The sequence below is a fragment of the Methanofastidiosum sp. genome (assembly GCA_020854815.1).
GTDB lineage: Archaea > Methanobacteriota_B > Thermococci > Methanofastidiosales > Methanofastidiosaceae > Methanofastidiosum.
This window is the reverse complement of record JAHKLW010000008.1, coordinates 1-15,931: the sequence shown is the minus strand read 5'-3', so window position 1 is coordinate 15,931 and position 15,931 is coordinate 1. Positions and strand designations below refer to the sequence as shown.

Here is a 15,931-nt window from a genome sequence, read left to right as displayed (position 1 = left end):
CTCTTTAAGAAGCTTAATCCGCTCATCTCTAGAGTTATAAACATAGATCTCAAAATCGCCTTTGGATTTTTCAGCTGCTTCCTGCTCCATCGTCGAGGTAAAAAGTTTTGAGGTGCCATCAGGGTATAAAACTAGAAAAGAACCGTCAAAAAGACCTCCTGAAGCATTGCTGAAATAAAAGAAGTTAATGTCAGGAAAAGTTGACCTTGAAATAAGCGCACAATCGACATTTTTCTTTTCCTTAGCGATATATCCAAAAAGCCTTTCGATTCTATCTTTCATCACAATCACTAACAGTAAATTATATAACAGAATTATCAGATGTCTATAAAAGAGTGATGCCCTGGTGGGATTATGGACGATAGAGCGTTAAAAAAAGATTTCAAGAAGAAAGCAAGTCAAAATTATCAAAAATATTATGCAGTGGATACATTAAAATCACTTGGTTTTACTAGAAAAGCGTGTAAAAAATGTGGTACCTATTTTTGGTCTGTAAAAGACAGAGATATTTGTGGGGATCCTGAGTGTGAAGGGGGATACTCATTCATCGAAAATTCTCCCGCAAAGAAGAAACTCGACTTCATACAAGTATGGAAAGAGATGTCATCCCTTTTTGAGAAAAAGGGATATTCTATAATCAAGAGGTACCCTGTTGTTGCAAGATGGCGGGATGATACAGATTTTGTCCAGGCGTCAATTTATGATTTCCAACCGCATGTGGTGAAAGGTGTTCAGGAGCCGCCAGCAAATCCTTTATTGGTGCCACAGTTCTGCGTTAGGTTCAATGATATTGATAATGTTGGTGTCACATTAAGGCACTACACCGGTTTTGTCATGATAGGCCAACACGCCTTTTTCCCACCAAAGGAGTTCTCTCAAGACAGATTTTTATCTGATATTTATGACTGGTTAAAAACTGGGCTTGGCATACCTTCAGAAGAATTGATATTTCATGAAGATGCATGGGCAGGCGGAGGAAATTTTGGACCGTGTATGGAATTTTTCTCTAGAGGTTTAGAGCTTGGAAATCAAGTGTACATTGAGTATGAAGTCACACCTTCTGGCGGAAAAGAACTTGACCTGAAGGTGCTTGATATGGGAGCAGGACAGGAAAGATTTTCCTGGTTTTCCCTTGCAAATCCAATTGGTTACGAAACAGTTTTCCCTACAGTATGCGATCACCTTTACAGAAGAACAGGTATTACTCCCGATAAAGAATTCTTGAAAGGATTTATACCTTACTCTGGAATGTTAAACATGGATGAAGTCGAAGACATCGAAAAGGTCTGGGACAACATAGCAAAGAAACTATCCTCAAACAAAGAGTATCTAAAAAAACAAGTTTTGCCACTCCAGGCAATATATTCAATTGGGGACCATTCAAGGTCGCTGTTATTTGCACTTTCAGACGGGGCACTACCATCCAATGTCGGCGGAGGTTACAATCTAAGAGTAATTTTGAGAAGGGCCCTTTCCTTCATAGAAGGTTTTTCATGGGACATAGAATTACAAAATGTAATTGAAGAACATGCAAAATATCTCATGCCGCAGTACCCCGAGCTCAAAGAAAATATAGGCGATATATGTCAGATTATTTCTTATGAGATGGAGAAGTTTGAAAATACTAAAGACAAGTCAAGAAGGATAGTTGAGAGGCTAAATGAAAAGGGTGAAGAGCTATCTGAAGATAAACTAATCGAGTTGTATGATTCACACGGGATTACTCCTGAAGTAATGGGGGTAAAACCACCTAAGGACTTTTACAAGAGTGTAACTGAAAGACATGAGAAGAAGGAATCAATAGAAAGTGAAAAGGAAATTCACTATGATATGCCTGACACTGAAAGACTTTACTATGATGGCGTAACAAAGTTCTCTGCTAAAGTTCTAGACGTTTCAGAAAATATTGCAATACTCGACAAGACCGCATTCTACCCAGAAAGCGGAGGCCAGGAGGGTGACAGGGGATTATTAAATGACTGCCCAGTTTCATATACTAAAGTTTCTGGAAACGTTATCTTACACATAATGGAAAAGATCAACTTCAAGAAAGGCGATACTGTAAAAGGTTTAGTAAATGAAGAAAGAAGACTGAATCTTACAAGACATCACACTGCAACTCACATCATAAATGGAGTCAGTAGACAGATTTTAGGAAATCACATATGGCAAGCTGGAGCAGAGAAAACTGAAGAAAAGGCAAGGCTTGACATAACTCATTACAAGCTTATTGATAATGAAGACCTATTCAAGATTGAGAGAATATCTAATGAGATAGTCTTAAAAAATCTCCCCATAGAAAAAGGCTTTTTTGACAGAGCCGAAGCAGAAAAAAAATACGGGTTTAGGCTTTACCAGGGTGGCGCAGTTCCTGGAAAGAAACTTAGAGTGGTCAATGTCAAAGGACTTGACGTTGAGGCATGTGGAGGAACTCATGCTGATTTCACTGGTCAAATTGGGCCAATAAAGATTTTAAAGCAGAGTAAGATCCAAGATGGCGTTGTCAGGCTTGAATTTTCCGCTGGACTTAAGGCACTTGGGGCAATCCAGGAAGAATCTATGCTCTTAAGAGACTTATCTGATGTTTTTAAAGTCGAAAAGGACAAACTCCTTGACGCCGGAAAGAGATTTTTCAATGAATGGAAAAATAGGGGAAAAGAGATTGAAAGACTCAAAGCAGAAATATCTTGTCTAAAGAAAGAAGGTCTTGAGTGTAACTACATAGAATCTGATGGGATACTTTTCATGGAAGAAAATGTAGATACATCACCTGATGAAATGAGAAAAATTGCAAAGGAGCTTTCAGGTGATAACAAGGTAATTGTATTGACCAATAATGATGGCAACATAGTTGTTTCATGTGGGAAGCTAGCTATTGAAAGTGGACATAAAGCTTGCAATGTAATTAAGAAGTACGGTAAAGGTGGGGGAAGAGACGACTTTGCCCAAGGCGTAAAAGGATAGTCTTTTATTTTACTATTCTCTCTTTATTTTTATGAACAGAAAAGCAGTTTCCCCAGTTGTTGCTACCATGTTACTTGTTGCAGTTGCAGTATCTTCTGTCAGTGCTTATTGGGTATGGTTCAGGAGCTTTCAGACCCAAATTCAGGAAGAAATTGAGCAGAAAGCAGGCGTTTCAGGTAATTTAAGGCTTGAAGTATTAAGCATAAATGACGATGGAAATAAATATTATGTTACATTAAAAAATGCATCCTCTTCGGGGACTATTAGATTAAGGAATTCAGATTTTATTATGGCGGCCAAAATACTTGGGCTGAAATATCCCCGTCCCCCTCCTCATTAGATATCTCCCCAGGTGCTACTAGAACATTTATTTTAACTCCCCCACCAACTAAAAAACCTGTTTCAGGCACAACACACAGCTTTGTATTCATAGGAAATTCTTCAAGTGGACAAGTTGTTGCAACAAGCTCTTACAGAGATTTATAGAAATAAAGAAGATTTTTATATCTCAATTTAAAATTAATCTTGGAGATTTAGATGACCAATATTAAGATTACTGCTGGAGAATTTGTTTTTAATGGAAAGTTAGAAGAAGAAAAAGCACCAAAAACTTGTTCTGCATTTTTGAGATTATTACCGTTCAAAAACAAGATAATCCATGTTAGGTGGAGTGGAGAAGCAGTATGGATACCTTTGAGTGATTTAAATCTAGGTTTAGGATATGAGAATCATACAAGTCACCCCTCAAAAGGAGAAATACTTCTATACCCTGGGGGAATAAGTGAGACTGAGATATTAATCCCTTATGGCAGTACCCACTTTTCAAGCAAAATGGGTCAGCTTGCCGGTAATCATTTCCTCACAATTACAGAAGGTAATGAAAAATTGCCCGAATTGGGTAGAAAAGTACTATGGGAAGGAGCCCAGGATATAATATTTGAAAAGATATAAAAAAATTAAATATTCTTCCAGATGTCTTCAATCTTTACCCTGTGCTGGTCCATTGAATCTCTTTCTCTGATTGTAACGGTGTTGTCCTCTAATGTCTGGAAGTCAATAGTGATGCCAAAAGGAGTTCCGATTTCATCCTGTCTCCTGTATCGCCTACCTATTGAACCTGAATCATCATAGAAAACATCATAGCACTTTGATAGAGAGTCATAGACACTCTTTGCAACTTTTTCAAGGTCTCCTTTCTTTTGTAATGGGAAGATTCCAGCTCTAAAGGGTGCAACATCCTTGGGGAGAGAAATTACCTTTCTGTCTCCTTCATCTTTATAGAATACATCAAGTAAAGTCCAGAAGTTCCTGTCAACACCAAATGAAAGCTCTAGAACATGAGGTATAAACTTCTTTCCATCAATGTTTACATCAAGCCTTTCCCCACTTGCATTCTGATGACCTCCAAGATCATGGTCAGTCCTGTAGTGGAGACCTCCCATTTCTTTATAACCACCAAGTGATTCTGTATAGACTTCAACGTCCCAGTGTATTTTATTATAGAATGCCCTCTCATCTGCAGAAAGTTCTCTGAATCTAAAGAGTTCTCTTGGGAATTTCATTTTATCAAGGTAAAACTCTTGGATCTTTGCCAGATGGTAAATGTAAAACTTGGGGATACCAAAGTTCTTGTTGAGGTCTGATGCAGTTATTTCATCAACTTCATTACTGCTCCTGTTTTGTAAAGGGAACATCCTTAATTTTACATCCTTAATGGAATCAAAATCTGGATGGTCCTCAATTGTATCGGGGTCAAAGAACACTTGGAGTTCCGCTTGGTTAAATTCCCTCAATCTGTAGAATCCCTGTCTTGGGGATATCTCATTTCTATATGCTCTGCCAATAATCGCAAGCCCCATAGGAAGTTTGCCTCTCAACGTGTTGAAACTCCTCTTGAAAGCTAAAAATGCGCCCTGTGCAGTTTCAGGTCTAAGATATGCTACCTCTGATTCACCTGTCGCACCAACTGATATCTCAAACATCATGTTGAACATCTTGACATCAAGAAGATGTCCGCCGCATTTGGGGCAGGGAATATTACTTTCGTTTAATAATCCAGACATCTCCTCTGCGCACATGCCTTCTGCACTCCTTTCAAGACATTCTTCTACAAGGTGATCTGCCCTAAATCTTGAGTGGCACTTTTCACACTCTGTTAAAGGGTCATTAAAGTTTTCAAGGTGGCCTGAGCCTACAAAAACATTCTTTGGCATTATGTTAGTTGCATCAACTTCAAAGAAGTTAGGATTTAGCCCAAGATAATGCCTTCTCCACTCATTTTCCCATTTCCTTCTCATAAGGGTACCAAGATGACCGTAATCATAAAAACCAGAAATACCGCCATAAATCTCAGAAGACGGAAAAATAAAACCTCTTCTAAGTGCAATGTCCATTATCTCATCAGATTTCATGTAACTACCTCTACTTAGCAAAGAACAGCGAAGACGGCTTATAAATTTTTTGTAGTTATATCTTTCTGACTAATCAAATATCAATTAAAATGCAAAAAAAAGCTAATCTAAACTTAGTTATCTTGTTTAGAAGCAATATATTTTAAAAAAAGAAAAAATTTACAAAGATTTTTTTAATTCTTCAATTCTTTCTTCAACACCCTGCTTTTCTTTGTCAAGCCAGACCTTGTATTCTTCTAGCATTTCTATTTTTTCCTGCTTTGTATAGAAGTGCCTTCTACCATGGCAACCATGCCTATGCCCCCGTCTTGGTCCATGCCCCATATCTTCATTTTTCCACATTCCTATCACCTCCTATATCGGTTCTCCAATATCGTATATCCGATATTTATTTAAAAATCTTTCGGTTAACCGATATGTTTTAATACTTCAAATATATTTGTTAAACATGCGAGACCATAAACACCAGGGCAGGGGATTCCTATCATTTTTGATACTATGGATATTAAGAAACGACAAGATGAATGGTTCTGAGATAACAGATGAAATGGAAAAAAGGAAGGGCCGCAGATTTAGCCCTGGAACAATCTACCCAGTCTTAAAAAAACTTAAAGACAAAGGCCTAATTATTGATGATGAAGAAAAAAGATACTCGCTCACTGAAAAAGGGAAGAAGGAGCTCATCTTAAGGATCGATAACTTTTTCAAATCTTTCCACGATTTAGAGGAAATGCGTAATTATCGAAATAGCCAAGAGTAGCAAACATCATGTTGTATTATCCATTGATTCTGGCAAAGTGAATTTATCCCTTGTTATGCCTATCAACTTTCGTGCTGCAATTGTCAGTGGATCTATAACGCTTGATATTGGTGGCACATAAGAAGTTTCAATTAGGGCAAGTTGGTGGGCGGTAACACCCCTTGATATCATAAATGACATTGAATCTATCCTTCCCTTCACGCCTTCTTTTGAGATTATCTGGGATCCAATTAATCTAAAGTTTTTGTCAACTAATATCTTAACAGTAATTATCTCCCCCTTGGGGAAGTATCTCGCTCTAGTTAGACCTTTTGCCATTGACTCTCTAGGAAATATTCCGTATTCAATCGCCCTCTTAGAGTTTACACCAACAGCACCTATCTCTAGTTCTCCTATGATAGAAACGCCTGGACTTACAATTGGCGTATATACTGAGTTAGTTCCAAGAATATTTTCAGCAACAGTAAGGGCCTGTCTTACTGCAGTTGAACCTAAAGTACTCAAAGTTGGCCTAAACGTGACTCCACCGATGACCTCTACACAGTTCCCACATGCGTATATGTTCTTCATGAATTTTCCATTCTTCCTAACTCTAAGTGATGAATCTGTAATAAGGCCACCTGTAACGCCTTTTTCCATACCTGCTTCAGTGGCCAACTCTACATTTGGCCTTACACCTACCGAGACTAAGACCATGTCAGTTTTTACTTTTCCTTGATCTGTTATAACTGTTGATACCTTTCCGTGTTCACCTTCAAACGCTGTGACCTCAGTATCTTTCATTATAGTGATCCCATTTGAGAGAAGATATTCTTCAACGATTATAGCCATATCAGGGTCCAGTATAGAGGACATAACTTGTGAGCTTCTTTCAATGACTATTACGTCCTTGTTTCTCTTTCTGAAAGCGTATGCCATTTCAAGCCCTATTGCTCCGGCACCAACTATGGTAATTGAAGATGCATCCTTTAGGCCTCTTTCGAGTTGAATTGCCTCTTCAAGGGAGTACATGAAGTAAATTCCTTTGAGCTTTATACCTTTTATTGGAGGAACAAAAGGCTTCACACCAGTTGCAATAACTAGGGCATCATAGGAAAAACTGCCTTTATTCGTGATAACAATCTGTTTATCGGTATCTATTGACTCTGCGTGGGTGTTCTTGTGCACAAAGATATCCATATCTTTATAGTGCTTGTCGCTCCTCATTACAAGATTATCAAATGATTTTATCATCCCTGCTATTACAAAAGGAATACCACAAGGACTGTAAGAATAATACTGCCTATCTGTTATCACATTTATATCAAACTGATCAGTTTCTTTTCTGACCTGCGAAGCCACAGGCAATCCTGCAGGTCCTGCCCCAATAACTAAAAGTTTTTTCTTCATAAGAACTCTTCTCGGAAGATTATGAACTATAATATAAACTTACAAATATAAAATTAATTCTTATATCTTAAATAAAAGAGTCAATAACGTGGACTATTCCTCTAAAGGCTCTTTCTTCATCCTCAGCGCTTGATATGATTACTATATCATTATTTTTAGGGCCAAACTTGTCATGTAGTTCTGTTTCAAGAGCCCTACTTAAATTCAGTTTTATTGTTGGGATTTTTATTTCTGGTCTTGTATCTGGCAGTGTAAAATGATTATCTCTGAATATCAGTGTAATTGCAGACCTTGCGCCACCAAAGACTGCGCTATCTCTTTGGTCCATCCCATCCTTTATTTTTGATGAAGCACCCTTGATTATAGTGCCAAAGTTTTTATTGTTCAGAGTTAGCTCTTTGGCGTTGATTTCTGAGGGGATCACAAATTGAATTGAATTCCCGAGAATTTTTCTCCCCTTTTCAGTCACCTTCTGACCTAATCTTGAGGAGTCGATATATTCCATCTCTTTAAGCTTTGAAAGGATTGACCTAACGCTTGCTTCATTTAGAAAAATTCTCTTTGAAAGAAGCTTTCTCCCAATGCTTTCCTCTTTTTCAATGATCTTTAACACTATAAGGATGTCTGCATTGGTGAAGTTTGCCTGTGGGATTATTCTCCTCTCAAACATATCAATCAATTTGAGATGTTAATATATATTACTTTTGTTTAGAAAATAGAAAAAGAAAAAATTATAGTATCATATCAAGTAGATATGAAAGCTGTTTAATCGGTTCGTTTAAGTCAGAAACATTTGTAGCGTGTAGTATTAGTATGTCTTTTTGGCCATAGATGTTCTTTAGATATATCATGCCTTCAGATTCAGTATCTACGAAGTTTCTGATATCGTAAACTCTCTTTATTTCATCGTTGTTTTCTCTGTTTCCAATAAGGATCATGTTATACTTTGCTCTGTCTGACGCTGTAATTTGTCTGTCTGTTCTTATCATCTTTGTAGGCTCCACCTTTACATTGACTATTTCTTTCTTTGGGATCTCATCTACTCTCTGTATCTTGTATTTGACATAGTATCTCTCTTCATCGTAGTCTTCAACATAGACTCTAAAGTACCTGTCCGGGCCCCAGAATACTGCACCTTCGTTTAGACAGTCAAAGGGTATTGGGTCGCATAGCTCAATTTTTATTGACCTTAATTCTTTTCTACAACTATCGCATCTGTCTACCCAAGGACTGTATACATTTGGATCATTCATTAGAAAGTTCAATTTCCATTTAGATCCATCGTTTGCAATATATCCGCATTCGCAATCGTCTATGCAACCATAATCTGTTAGTGTGTATATGTTAAACTTTGCAATCATATGTTCTTTCACGTTGCCACTAATGTTCTTCTCGAGATCTTTTTCCATCCCCACAAAGGCAATGTCGCCCCCTTGGATGGCAAACTCAACTTCTTCTGGATAATTATCACAGTCCAGGTCTTTGTTATACTCTATAACGCATTGGCAATTTGTAGATGTAATATCTGGCGCTGCATTTTGGTAATTACCAGCAGTAAACATTCTAACTGATGAAGCATAGATTTGTCCTGTTTTAGCGTCTTGTAAATATGCAACAACTCCACAGTAATTTGAGTTGGGGTATCCACACATATCAATTTCTTCTCTGTACACGTCTCCCTTTTTTAAGTCCCTGTATGTTGGTTCGGTACCAGTATTTCCGCACTCAATTTTATACTGCGTTATATTTTGGTATCTTCTTGTTAAGTCGATACTCGAAGCGTCCCAGTAAAAGTCATCAGAAGCTAGGGCGCACTCTGAATCACACCTTATCCCCCATACATTCAAATATAAATCAGAATTGGGGAAGTCTCTGTTCAACCTGACGGATACAAGAGTTTCTCTGTCTTTGATAGTTGTGAATCTTTCTGGATCAAAATTTGTATTGATTACTATTTCTGCATCGCAACATCTGCTTGAATTATTTTCATATGCATTTTTGAAAGCGTTGTAATAATCTTCTACTGACCCTCCTGATATTTGAATTGCCCTGTTTTTATCACCATTAAATATTAATGTTGGGTAATTTGCTGCAGCATCATAGTCAAATCCGTATCCATATATCCAGTAAAATCCAGTAGAACCCGGCCCAAAGTGAAGTGCCTGTTTATTTGGACCGCCCCAAGTATTATAGCTGTATAATGGATCTAAAAATGATTCGTCCATCTTTGAGTGGTGTTCTAAAAGAATTAGATCACAGCATTCACCTTCACTTTTTAGCTTGCATAGAGCTTCTCTAGCATTCAGAGAATCTGCATCTGAGAAGGCAAATAATTCTGCAATAGTATTGGAACAACAATCTATTTTCATAATGTGTCTTTTAACAATACCTTCTGGATCAGTAACTTCAATAGTGGCCTTCTGTTCGCCAAGATAATATCTGCCCGTTTTATGATCAAAGTTAACTGTTGTTTGGCTATTGTCCAAGTTAATATCCACTAGCTTGACTTTGTATTCGCCGTATGTTTTTGTCTCTCCGACTCTAAACTCTTCATTTTCCCAAGTTCTTGGAGTTCCATAGAATATCCTGCCGACGGCTTTATCTGGAAAAGTTTCGTCTTCGTTATACTTGTACATCCTTAGGAGATTTATCTGCCGATCGAGTAGATTATAACTTGAAGTTTGAGCGGAATAACTCTTCCCGGAAGTTTCTATAAAGTCCCCTGGCAAAGTTTGTTTAATATCCTCAATCCAGTAATCTAAATTTTTCAATAGATTTTTATCTTGACCTGAAGCTTTTTCTGCCCATGCAAAGTCAACATAATAGCTGTTTCCATAAAGCACTGAAAATGATTTTCCCTTAACTTCAAATTCATATAGGGAATGGGGGAATGCCATATTTGGTGGCATGCCTGTTGTAGGATCTAGTACAATTAGTAAAGCATTTGTTTTTACTGATTGCATCAAGCTAAAGGAATCTGTGACTTTAGTTGCAGATCCTGCTCGTGGCCATCCACCTGCTACAGGTAAAAGTTGCCAGTTTCCGTATGGATTTGTTGGAGACCCAAAAAATAAGAAGCTATTCGGACAGTAACTACTTAGGTAGTAAACATTGTAGTCAGTTATATTCTCAAATGTAAAGTTGACATCTGTTATCTCTTTGTAATTGTTGAACTTCACAATAATATCCTTAGACCATGGCCAATCTCCACCATAGTCAATATTATTCCTACCTACTATTCTTGTATTTCTATCCCCATCAAAAAATGCTTCTACACTTTCTACATAAAAGGGGCAAAACGGAGATGCTGCCGAAGGATCACCACCATGCGAGAAGAAGTAGGCTGGTGTAGTGAATCTTCTGAGATTGTAGCTCCAATCTACATTTGACTTTACTCCAGTGTAACCAAGAGCAACATTGTCGTGGTCATCTTCAGTAAAACTGTCCGATTCCCATATTATCCTTTCATCGGTACCTGTAATACTATAGTAAGTTTCATTTGTGAGTTTAGTCACAACTTCTGCTACCTTCTGTATGTCCTTTGCAGTCGCCTTTTCGCTTAGTACTATCAAAGCTTGGGGATTTCCCTTTTCATCAATAAAGAAGTCCCTTCCAGGAAGCTCCTGCGCAGAGTAGTTTGGTACAATCGATATTACAAATACCAACAATAAAAAAATAGAAATAATTTTTTTCATAAACTCACCTTAACTTTGAAACGAATCTGTGTATCTCCACTCTATTTTCATACCATCAGCTACTTTGATATTAGAAATACCAAGCTGAGAGTAGTTCCCGCCTATCCAGTACTGCCAGTATCTCCCTGTAGACCTGTTTTCTGCAAGACCTTCTATCGAAGTCACGAAAACACCTAGGGCCTGTATGTTGTAATCAAACTTCATTCCAGAAGCCTTCATAGCATCAAAGATTGTGGAGTCCCTTGGAACTTTAACATTCTTCCATTCTTTGGTGTAACCATTACTAAAATCGGCTGTAATATTTACAGTAATAGTGTTCTTGTCTTCTGTAGTTGTGGTAGTCCCTGAAGTTGCCGGTGCTTCAGATGTTATGCTTATCTCATCCTTTTGAACGAACAGGTCACCGTTATTGTCCTTCCACTTCAAAAGTAGAAATTGAGAATTGCCATATTTTTGTAAATTTTCAGAATCTTCCAGGATAAGTCCTGCTGCAAAAGTACCTTCTCTTGAAGCGCCCCAAAGCATCAAAATATTGGAGTTATTTGATTTTCCAAAGTAAATGATGCCTATGTCTTCTCCCAAGCCTATTTTTGGTTTTGATATGGAGATATCCTTGGCAGTTATTATTATCCTCTCTTGAGTTTCTTCATACCTTATCCCAAAAACATCGTTTAGTTCCCTTGTCTTGGAGTTAATTGCAGGTCCGCCTATTAATACAAGAGATTTGTTCGTCGGGACTTCAAAGTCCAAAGAATTTGTGCTTAAAACACCCATCTCCTTAAAGCTTTTTGAAACTGTGTCCCTTGTGAGAAGGTCAAGCGAATTTGCATTTTTCCCAGTTACAAATACCGTTCCATTTGAAAATACAGATGGCACGTTGCCTATACTATTCGCCATCAATAGAGAGGGCAACTGTACTAATAATATAAAAAATACAAATAGAACATAGAAATTTCTAATCTTTACTCCTTTCATTTTATTTTCCTCCGGTTTAATATTGCTATATGGATGGTGTAGCCATCCATATATATAGTTTTCGGATTTAGACCAGAAAAGGTTAAATAATAAGGATGGCTAGACCATCCAGGGATAAAATGCTCGAACTTGTCTACAAAAGGAAAAGATCAGTCTTTCATGATGCCTCGCCATTTTTGAAAATGATGTGGCTTTTTTCCATCCTTATGATTTCTATAATCTTTGAGCACCCCATAATTCTGTTTATAATATTTCTATCTCCATTGCTTATGGCTTTGGTATCAAAAATATTCTACGATTGGGCAAGGGTAATGAAGCTCGTCGTGTTCTTTGTTCCTTTCGTTATATTGTTTAACCTTTTGGTGAATGCTAATGGGGAAACTGTGCTTTGGCAGTTGCCTTTTAGAATCCCCATATTTGGCATACTAAATATTACCTTAGAAGAGCTCGCCTTTTCGCTCACAATGTGTATAAGGATAGCTGCAATCCTGGGTGCTTTTGCAGTTCTAAATCTCACAACAGACCCAGACGACCTTTTGAGCGCCGTCACAAAACTAAGGCTCCCATACAAGTCTGTAGTTGTAACATCGCTTTCAACAAAGTTCGTCCCTGTCCTGTTCTCTGATCTAAAAAATATCCAGGAAGCCCAGAGATCAAGAGGCGTTGACTTCTCAAAAGGCAAACTTTATGATCGAATAAAAAAATACGGTGCGATATTTTTTCCTCTGCTTTCAAAGAGTCTTGATAGGAGCGTCCAGATTGCAGAGTCTATGGAGACCAGGGGATTCGGTAGATATGAAATGCGAACCTTCTATAAGGATACCAAAATTTCTATTTCAGATGTTCTTCTAATAGTTGTATCGATTACACCCCTAATCATCTCACTCTATATGATATCTCAAGGTATTGGCGTCTTTAGATTCTATCAAAGACTAGACTCACTGATAAGATCAAGTTCTGAAGCGTATTATATTTTGGCCATCCTCTTGGCCCAAGTTTTCCTATTGCCTTTGCTAAAAATCAAAGAGATGATGACATATGATTAATTTCAATGATTTTTCTTTTTATTATTCTGATTGCCTAGAGCCCTCACTTGACAAGATAGATGTCGAGATAGAGGAAGGGGAGTTTTTGGTCATTACTGGGCCATCGGGAGGTGGGAAGTCAACCTTCCTAAGATCAATAAACGGGCTTGTCCCTAATTTCTATGGCGGGAAGATAAGCGGAGAGGTAATAGTCCACGGCAAGAATGCTTCTGAGACTCCAACTAATCAGATGTCAGAACTTGTCGGCATGGTTTTCCAAGACCCTGAAAATCAGCTGATATCTAACAGGGTGGAGAGGGAGATAGCATTTGGCATGGAAAATCTATGCTTCCCAAATGAGCTTATGAAAAAGAGGATAGAAGAGGCGCTTGATGCTGTTAATATCTCAAGGCTTAGGAACAGGACAACTTCAGAGCTTTCAGGGGGGCAAAAGCAGAAGGTTGCAATAGCATCTGCGCTTGCAATGCACCCTAGCATACTCTTGCTCGATGAGCCCACATCGGAGCTTGACCCAAGAAGCGCTGAAGAGGTGCTAAACGTTATAGAAAAGATTAACGATGAGCTGGGGCTTACAATACTTCTGGTTGAGCATAGGCTAGAGCGGGTCATTCACCATGTTGATAGGATGCTTATGATTGACGGCGGTAAAATGATATATGACGGGAGCCCCAGAAAAATAAAATCGGCCCATATTGAGAACTGGAAAGTCGGGCTTCCCCCGGTGACAAGGCTATCGCTTAACTTCAAGGATAAAATAGCAAACAACGGGATACCCCTCACGGTAAAGGAAGCGAGGCTTTCCCTAAAGGACGTCTTGAGCAATCCAAAGAACAATGCACCATGGGAGAGGAAAAAAAGCTCCGGAAAAGTTTCCATCTCCATGGAGAAAGTTTTCTTTTCATATGGCGGCGAAAAGGACGTTTTGAAAAATATTTCATTTAAAGTTTACGAGGGGGACATGATTGCCCTCATGGGTAAAAATGCGAGCGGCAAAACTACTCTTGTAAAACTTATGAATGGCCTTGTAAAGCAGAGGAAGGGGAAGATAGAGCTCTTTGGCAAAAAGATCAATGATTATTCATTAGACGAGCTCATCCAAAAAGTTGGCATAGTATTTCAGGACCCTAACCTGCACCTTTTCAATGATACAGTCCAAGGGGAAGTTGAATTTGTATTAAGAAATCTTGGATTGGAAAAAGAACTGATAGACCGGAAGGTGGAAGAGATACTCAGGCGATTTAAGATATACCAGTACAGGAACAGCTATCCGCATGATCTGTCAGGCGGAGAAAGGCAGAGGGTGGCGCTTGCCTCAGTTTTAGTTTCAGAGCCGGAGATACTGATACTTGATGAGCCTACAAGGGGCATGGACTACTACCTGAAAAAAGAGCTTATTTCTTACCTGAAGGAAAAGGCCAAGACAGCCATTATGGTAACGCATGATGTAGAGACCGCAGCAGAGTTTGCAGACAGAGTTGTTTTGCTAAGTGAAGGCAACATCATTTCTGATGGCAATAAAAGAGACGTACTATCCAAGGCGCTTCTCTTCTCCCCACAAATTAATAGATTGGTACAACCCTACACTAAATACGGCATACCTGACGATACCTTGACAGTTGAGGAGCTATTAGAGGTGGTCGAATAAAAATAAGTGATGTATTCCCCTTAATCATAGTTGCATTGGCAGTTCTTCTTTTTGGCGGGGGGTTATTGTTTGATGAGTCCAGAACAATAGTAAAGCTCTGGCCATATGAGATAATAGGCATCTTTGTCCTTGTGATCATTTCTTTTGTATACCAGTTTGAAAAAAAGGAGTTCAGTACAAAACAGCTTACGCTTATAGCTATGCTTTCCGGGATATCGGCAGTTTTAAGGATACCATTTTCTAATTTCCAGGGTATACAGCCGTGCACAACACTCATCATCTGTTCTGGCCTTATCTATGGCCCAATTGCCGGGTTTTTTGTAGGAGCTTTGACTCCATTTGTCTCAAATTTTTTTTTAGGCCACGGGCCGTGGACGCCGCTTCAGATGATAGGCTGGGGACTACCCGGGCTCACAGCAGGTTATCTAGGTAGAAAAGATATTAACTTTAAATTCATTATACTATTTGCAATCGCTTGGGGATTTCTTTATGGCTGGATAATGAATATTTGGCACTTTGCCTTTTTTGTGAAACCACACACATTAGAAACTTTTGTCAGAACTTATGTCCTTAGCATCGGGTGGGATGTGAGCCATGCATTTGGCAATGGATTATTTATGGCAATAATAGGTGAAAGGACAATTAAGATTCTGACAAGATATAAGAAAAGATTTACAATTGAAAGAATGTAGTTATTCTTTATGTTGGACGGTCTTACTTTTGCAGAAGTGGCAAATATGATCTTTCACAGGATAAAGGTAGCATTTGCATTTGGGACAGTATTCCCTGACATCTTTTGGAAAGTTAATTATGATTTCATTCTTCAAGAATAACTACCTCTAAGGAGTCGCTATTTGCGATTGCGGCTAAGATGATTGCTAATTTATTAATCTTTTCATCGTTTTTGCATGGTTGCATAATTCGTGCTTGCGGCAACTATGTCTATAATCTATTTTTCCTTTTCTAAAAACAGTGCTTTATTCAATCTGCCGCACCGTTGCATAAAGGAGAAATTTGATCATCGCCTCCTTTACCATCATGTCACT

At 38.4% G+C, this 15,931-nt stretch carries 14 protein-coding genes; 7 read left to right on the top strand and 7 right to left on the bottom strand.

Annotation, left to right across the window (positions count from 1 at the left end; translation table 11 throughout):
• On the bottom strand, window positions 1-282 hold a 282-nt coding region (locus KO464_01040), incomplete at its 3' end, for an aminopeptidase P family N-terminal domain-containing protein (GenBank protein MCC7571957.1).
• Between the two features lie 72 nt (window positions 283-354).
• Between KO464_01040 and alaS the strand changes: the two genes are divergently transcribed.
• The 3 genes from alaS (at window position 355) to KO464_01025 (ending at window position 3,915) form a co-directional block, all read left to right on the top strand.
• Entirely contained in the window at window positions 355-2,964 is a 2,610-nt protein-coding gene (alaS, locus tag KO464_01035; GenBank protein ID MCC7571956.1) for an alanine--tRNA ligase, read from the top strand.
• Between the two features lie 31 nt (window positions 2,965-2,995).
• Window positions 2,996-3,304, top strand: a complete 309-nt coding sequence (locus tag KO464_01030; protein ID MCC7571955.1) for a hypothetical protein — start codon at window positions 2,996-2,998, stop codon at window positions 3,302-3,304.
• Between the two features lie 197 nt (window positions 3,305-3,501).
• Window positions 3,502-3,915 carry a DUF3830 family protein gene (locus tag KO464_01025; GenBank protein ID MCC7571954.1) on the top strand — a complete coding sequence of 138 codons (414 nt, stop codon included), beginning with the start codon at window positions 3,502-3,504 and terminating at the stop codon, window positions 3,913-3,915.
• Between the two features lie 5 nt (window positions 3,916-3,920).
• On the opposite strand, the gene KO464_01020 is transcribed toward KO464_01025, so the two are convergent.
• Window positions 3,921-5,375: a glycine--tRNA ligase gene (locus KO464_01020; protein ID MCC7571953.1), complete on the bottom strand. Its 1,455-nt coding sequence runs from the start codon at window positions 5,373-5,375 to the stop codon at window positions 3,921-3,923.
• Between the two features lie 159 nt (window positions 5,376-5,534).
• Window positions 5,535-5,717: a hypothetical protein gene (locus KO464_01015; GenBank protein ID MCC7571952.1), complete on the bottom strand. Its 183-nt coding sequence runs from the start codon at window positions 5,715-5,717 to the stop codon at window positions 5,535-5,537.
• 106 nt (window positions 5,718-5,823) lie between these two features.
• Here KO464_01015 and KO464_01010 point away from each other — a divergent pair, with 106 nt between their 5' ends.
• Complete coding sequence (locus KO464_01010; protein ID MCC7571951.1) at window positions 5,824-6,135, top strand: PadR family transcriptional regulator; 312 nt, start codon at window positions 5,824-5,826, stop codon at window positions 6,133-6,135.
• A gap of 6 nt (window positions 6,136-6,141) precedes the next feature.
• Here the strand turns inward: KO464_01010 and KO464_01005 are convergent, their stop codons facing one another.
• From KO464_01005 to KO464_00990, 4 genes are all read right to left on the bottom strand, one after another.
• Complete coding sequence (locus tag KO464_01005) at window positions 6,142-7,524, bottom strand: FAD-dependent oxidoreductase (protein ID MCC7571950.1); 1,383 nt, start codon at window positions 7,522-7,524, stop codon at window positions 6,142-6,144.
• 67 nt (window positions 7,525-7,591) lie between these two features.
• Entirely contained in the window at window positions 7,592-8,194 is a 603-nt protein-coding gene (locus tag KO464_01000; protein ID MCC7571949.1) for a hypothetical protein, read from the bottom strand.
• 61 nt (window positions 8,195-8,255) lie between these two features.
• A complete protein-coding gene (locus KO464_00995; GenBank protein MCC7571948.1) occupies window positions 8,256-11,219 on the bottom strand; it encodes a hypothetical protein in 2,964 nt (987 codons plus the stop codon).
• 9 nt (window positions 11,220-11,228) lie between these two features.
• The gene (locus KO464_00990) at window positions 11,229-12,194 is read right to left on the bottom strand and encodes a DUF4430 domain-containing protein (GenBank protein MCC7571947.1); all 966 of its coding nucleotides are present in this window, start codon (window positions 12,192-12,194) and stop codon (window positions 11,229-11,231) included.
• A gap of 119 nt (window positions 12,195-12,313) precedes the next feature.
• Between KO464_00990 and KO464_00985 the strand changes: the two genes are divergently transcribed.
• The 3 genes from KO464_00985 to KO464_00975 all read left to right on the top strand — a co-directional run bounded on the left by KO464_00985 (window position 12,314) and on the right by KO464_00975 (window position 15,577).
• Window positions 12,314-13,240 carry an energy-coupling factor transporter transmembrane protein EcfT gene (locus KO464_00985; GenBank protein MCC7571946.1) on the top strand — a complete coding sequence of 309 codons (927 nt, stop codon included), beginning with the start codon at window positions 12,314-12,316 and terminating at the stop codon, window positions 13,238-13,240.
• Window positions 13,233-14,885, top strand: coding sequence for an ATP-binding cassette domain-containing protein (locus tag KO464_00980; protein ID MCC7571945.1), 1,653 nt, complete (start codon window positions 13,233-13,235; stop codon window positions 14,883-14,885). The genes KO464_00985 and KO464_00980 overlap by 8 nt, the downstream gene beginning before the upstream one ends.
• A 65-nt stretch (window positions 14,886-14,950) precedes the next feature.
• Complete coding sequence (locus tag KO464_00975; GenBank protein MCC7571944.1) at window positions 14,951-15,577, top strand: ECF transporter S component; 627 nt, start codon at window positions 14,951-14,953, stop codon at window positions 15,575-15,577.
• Window positions 15,578-15,931: the final 354 nt, after the last annotated feature.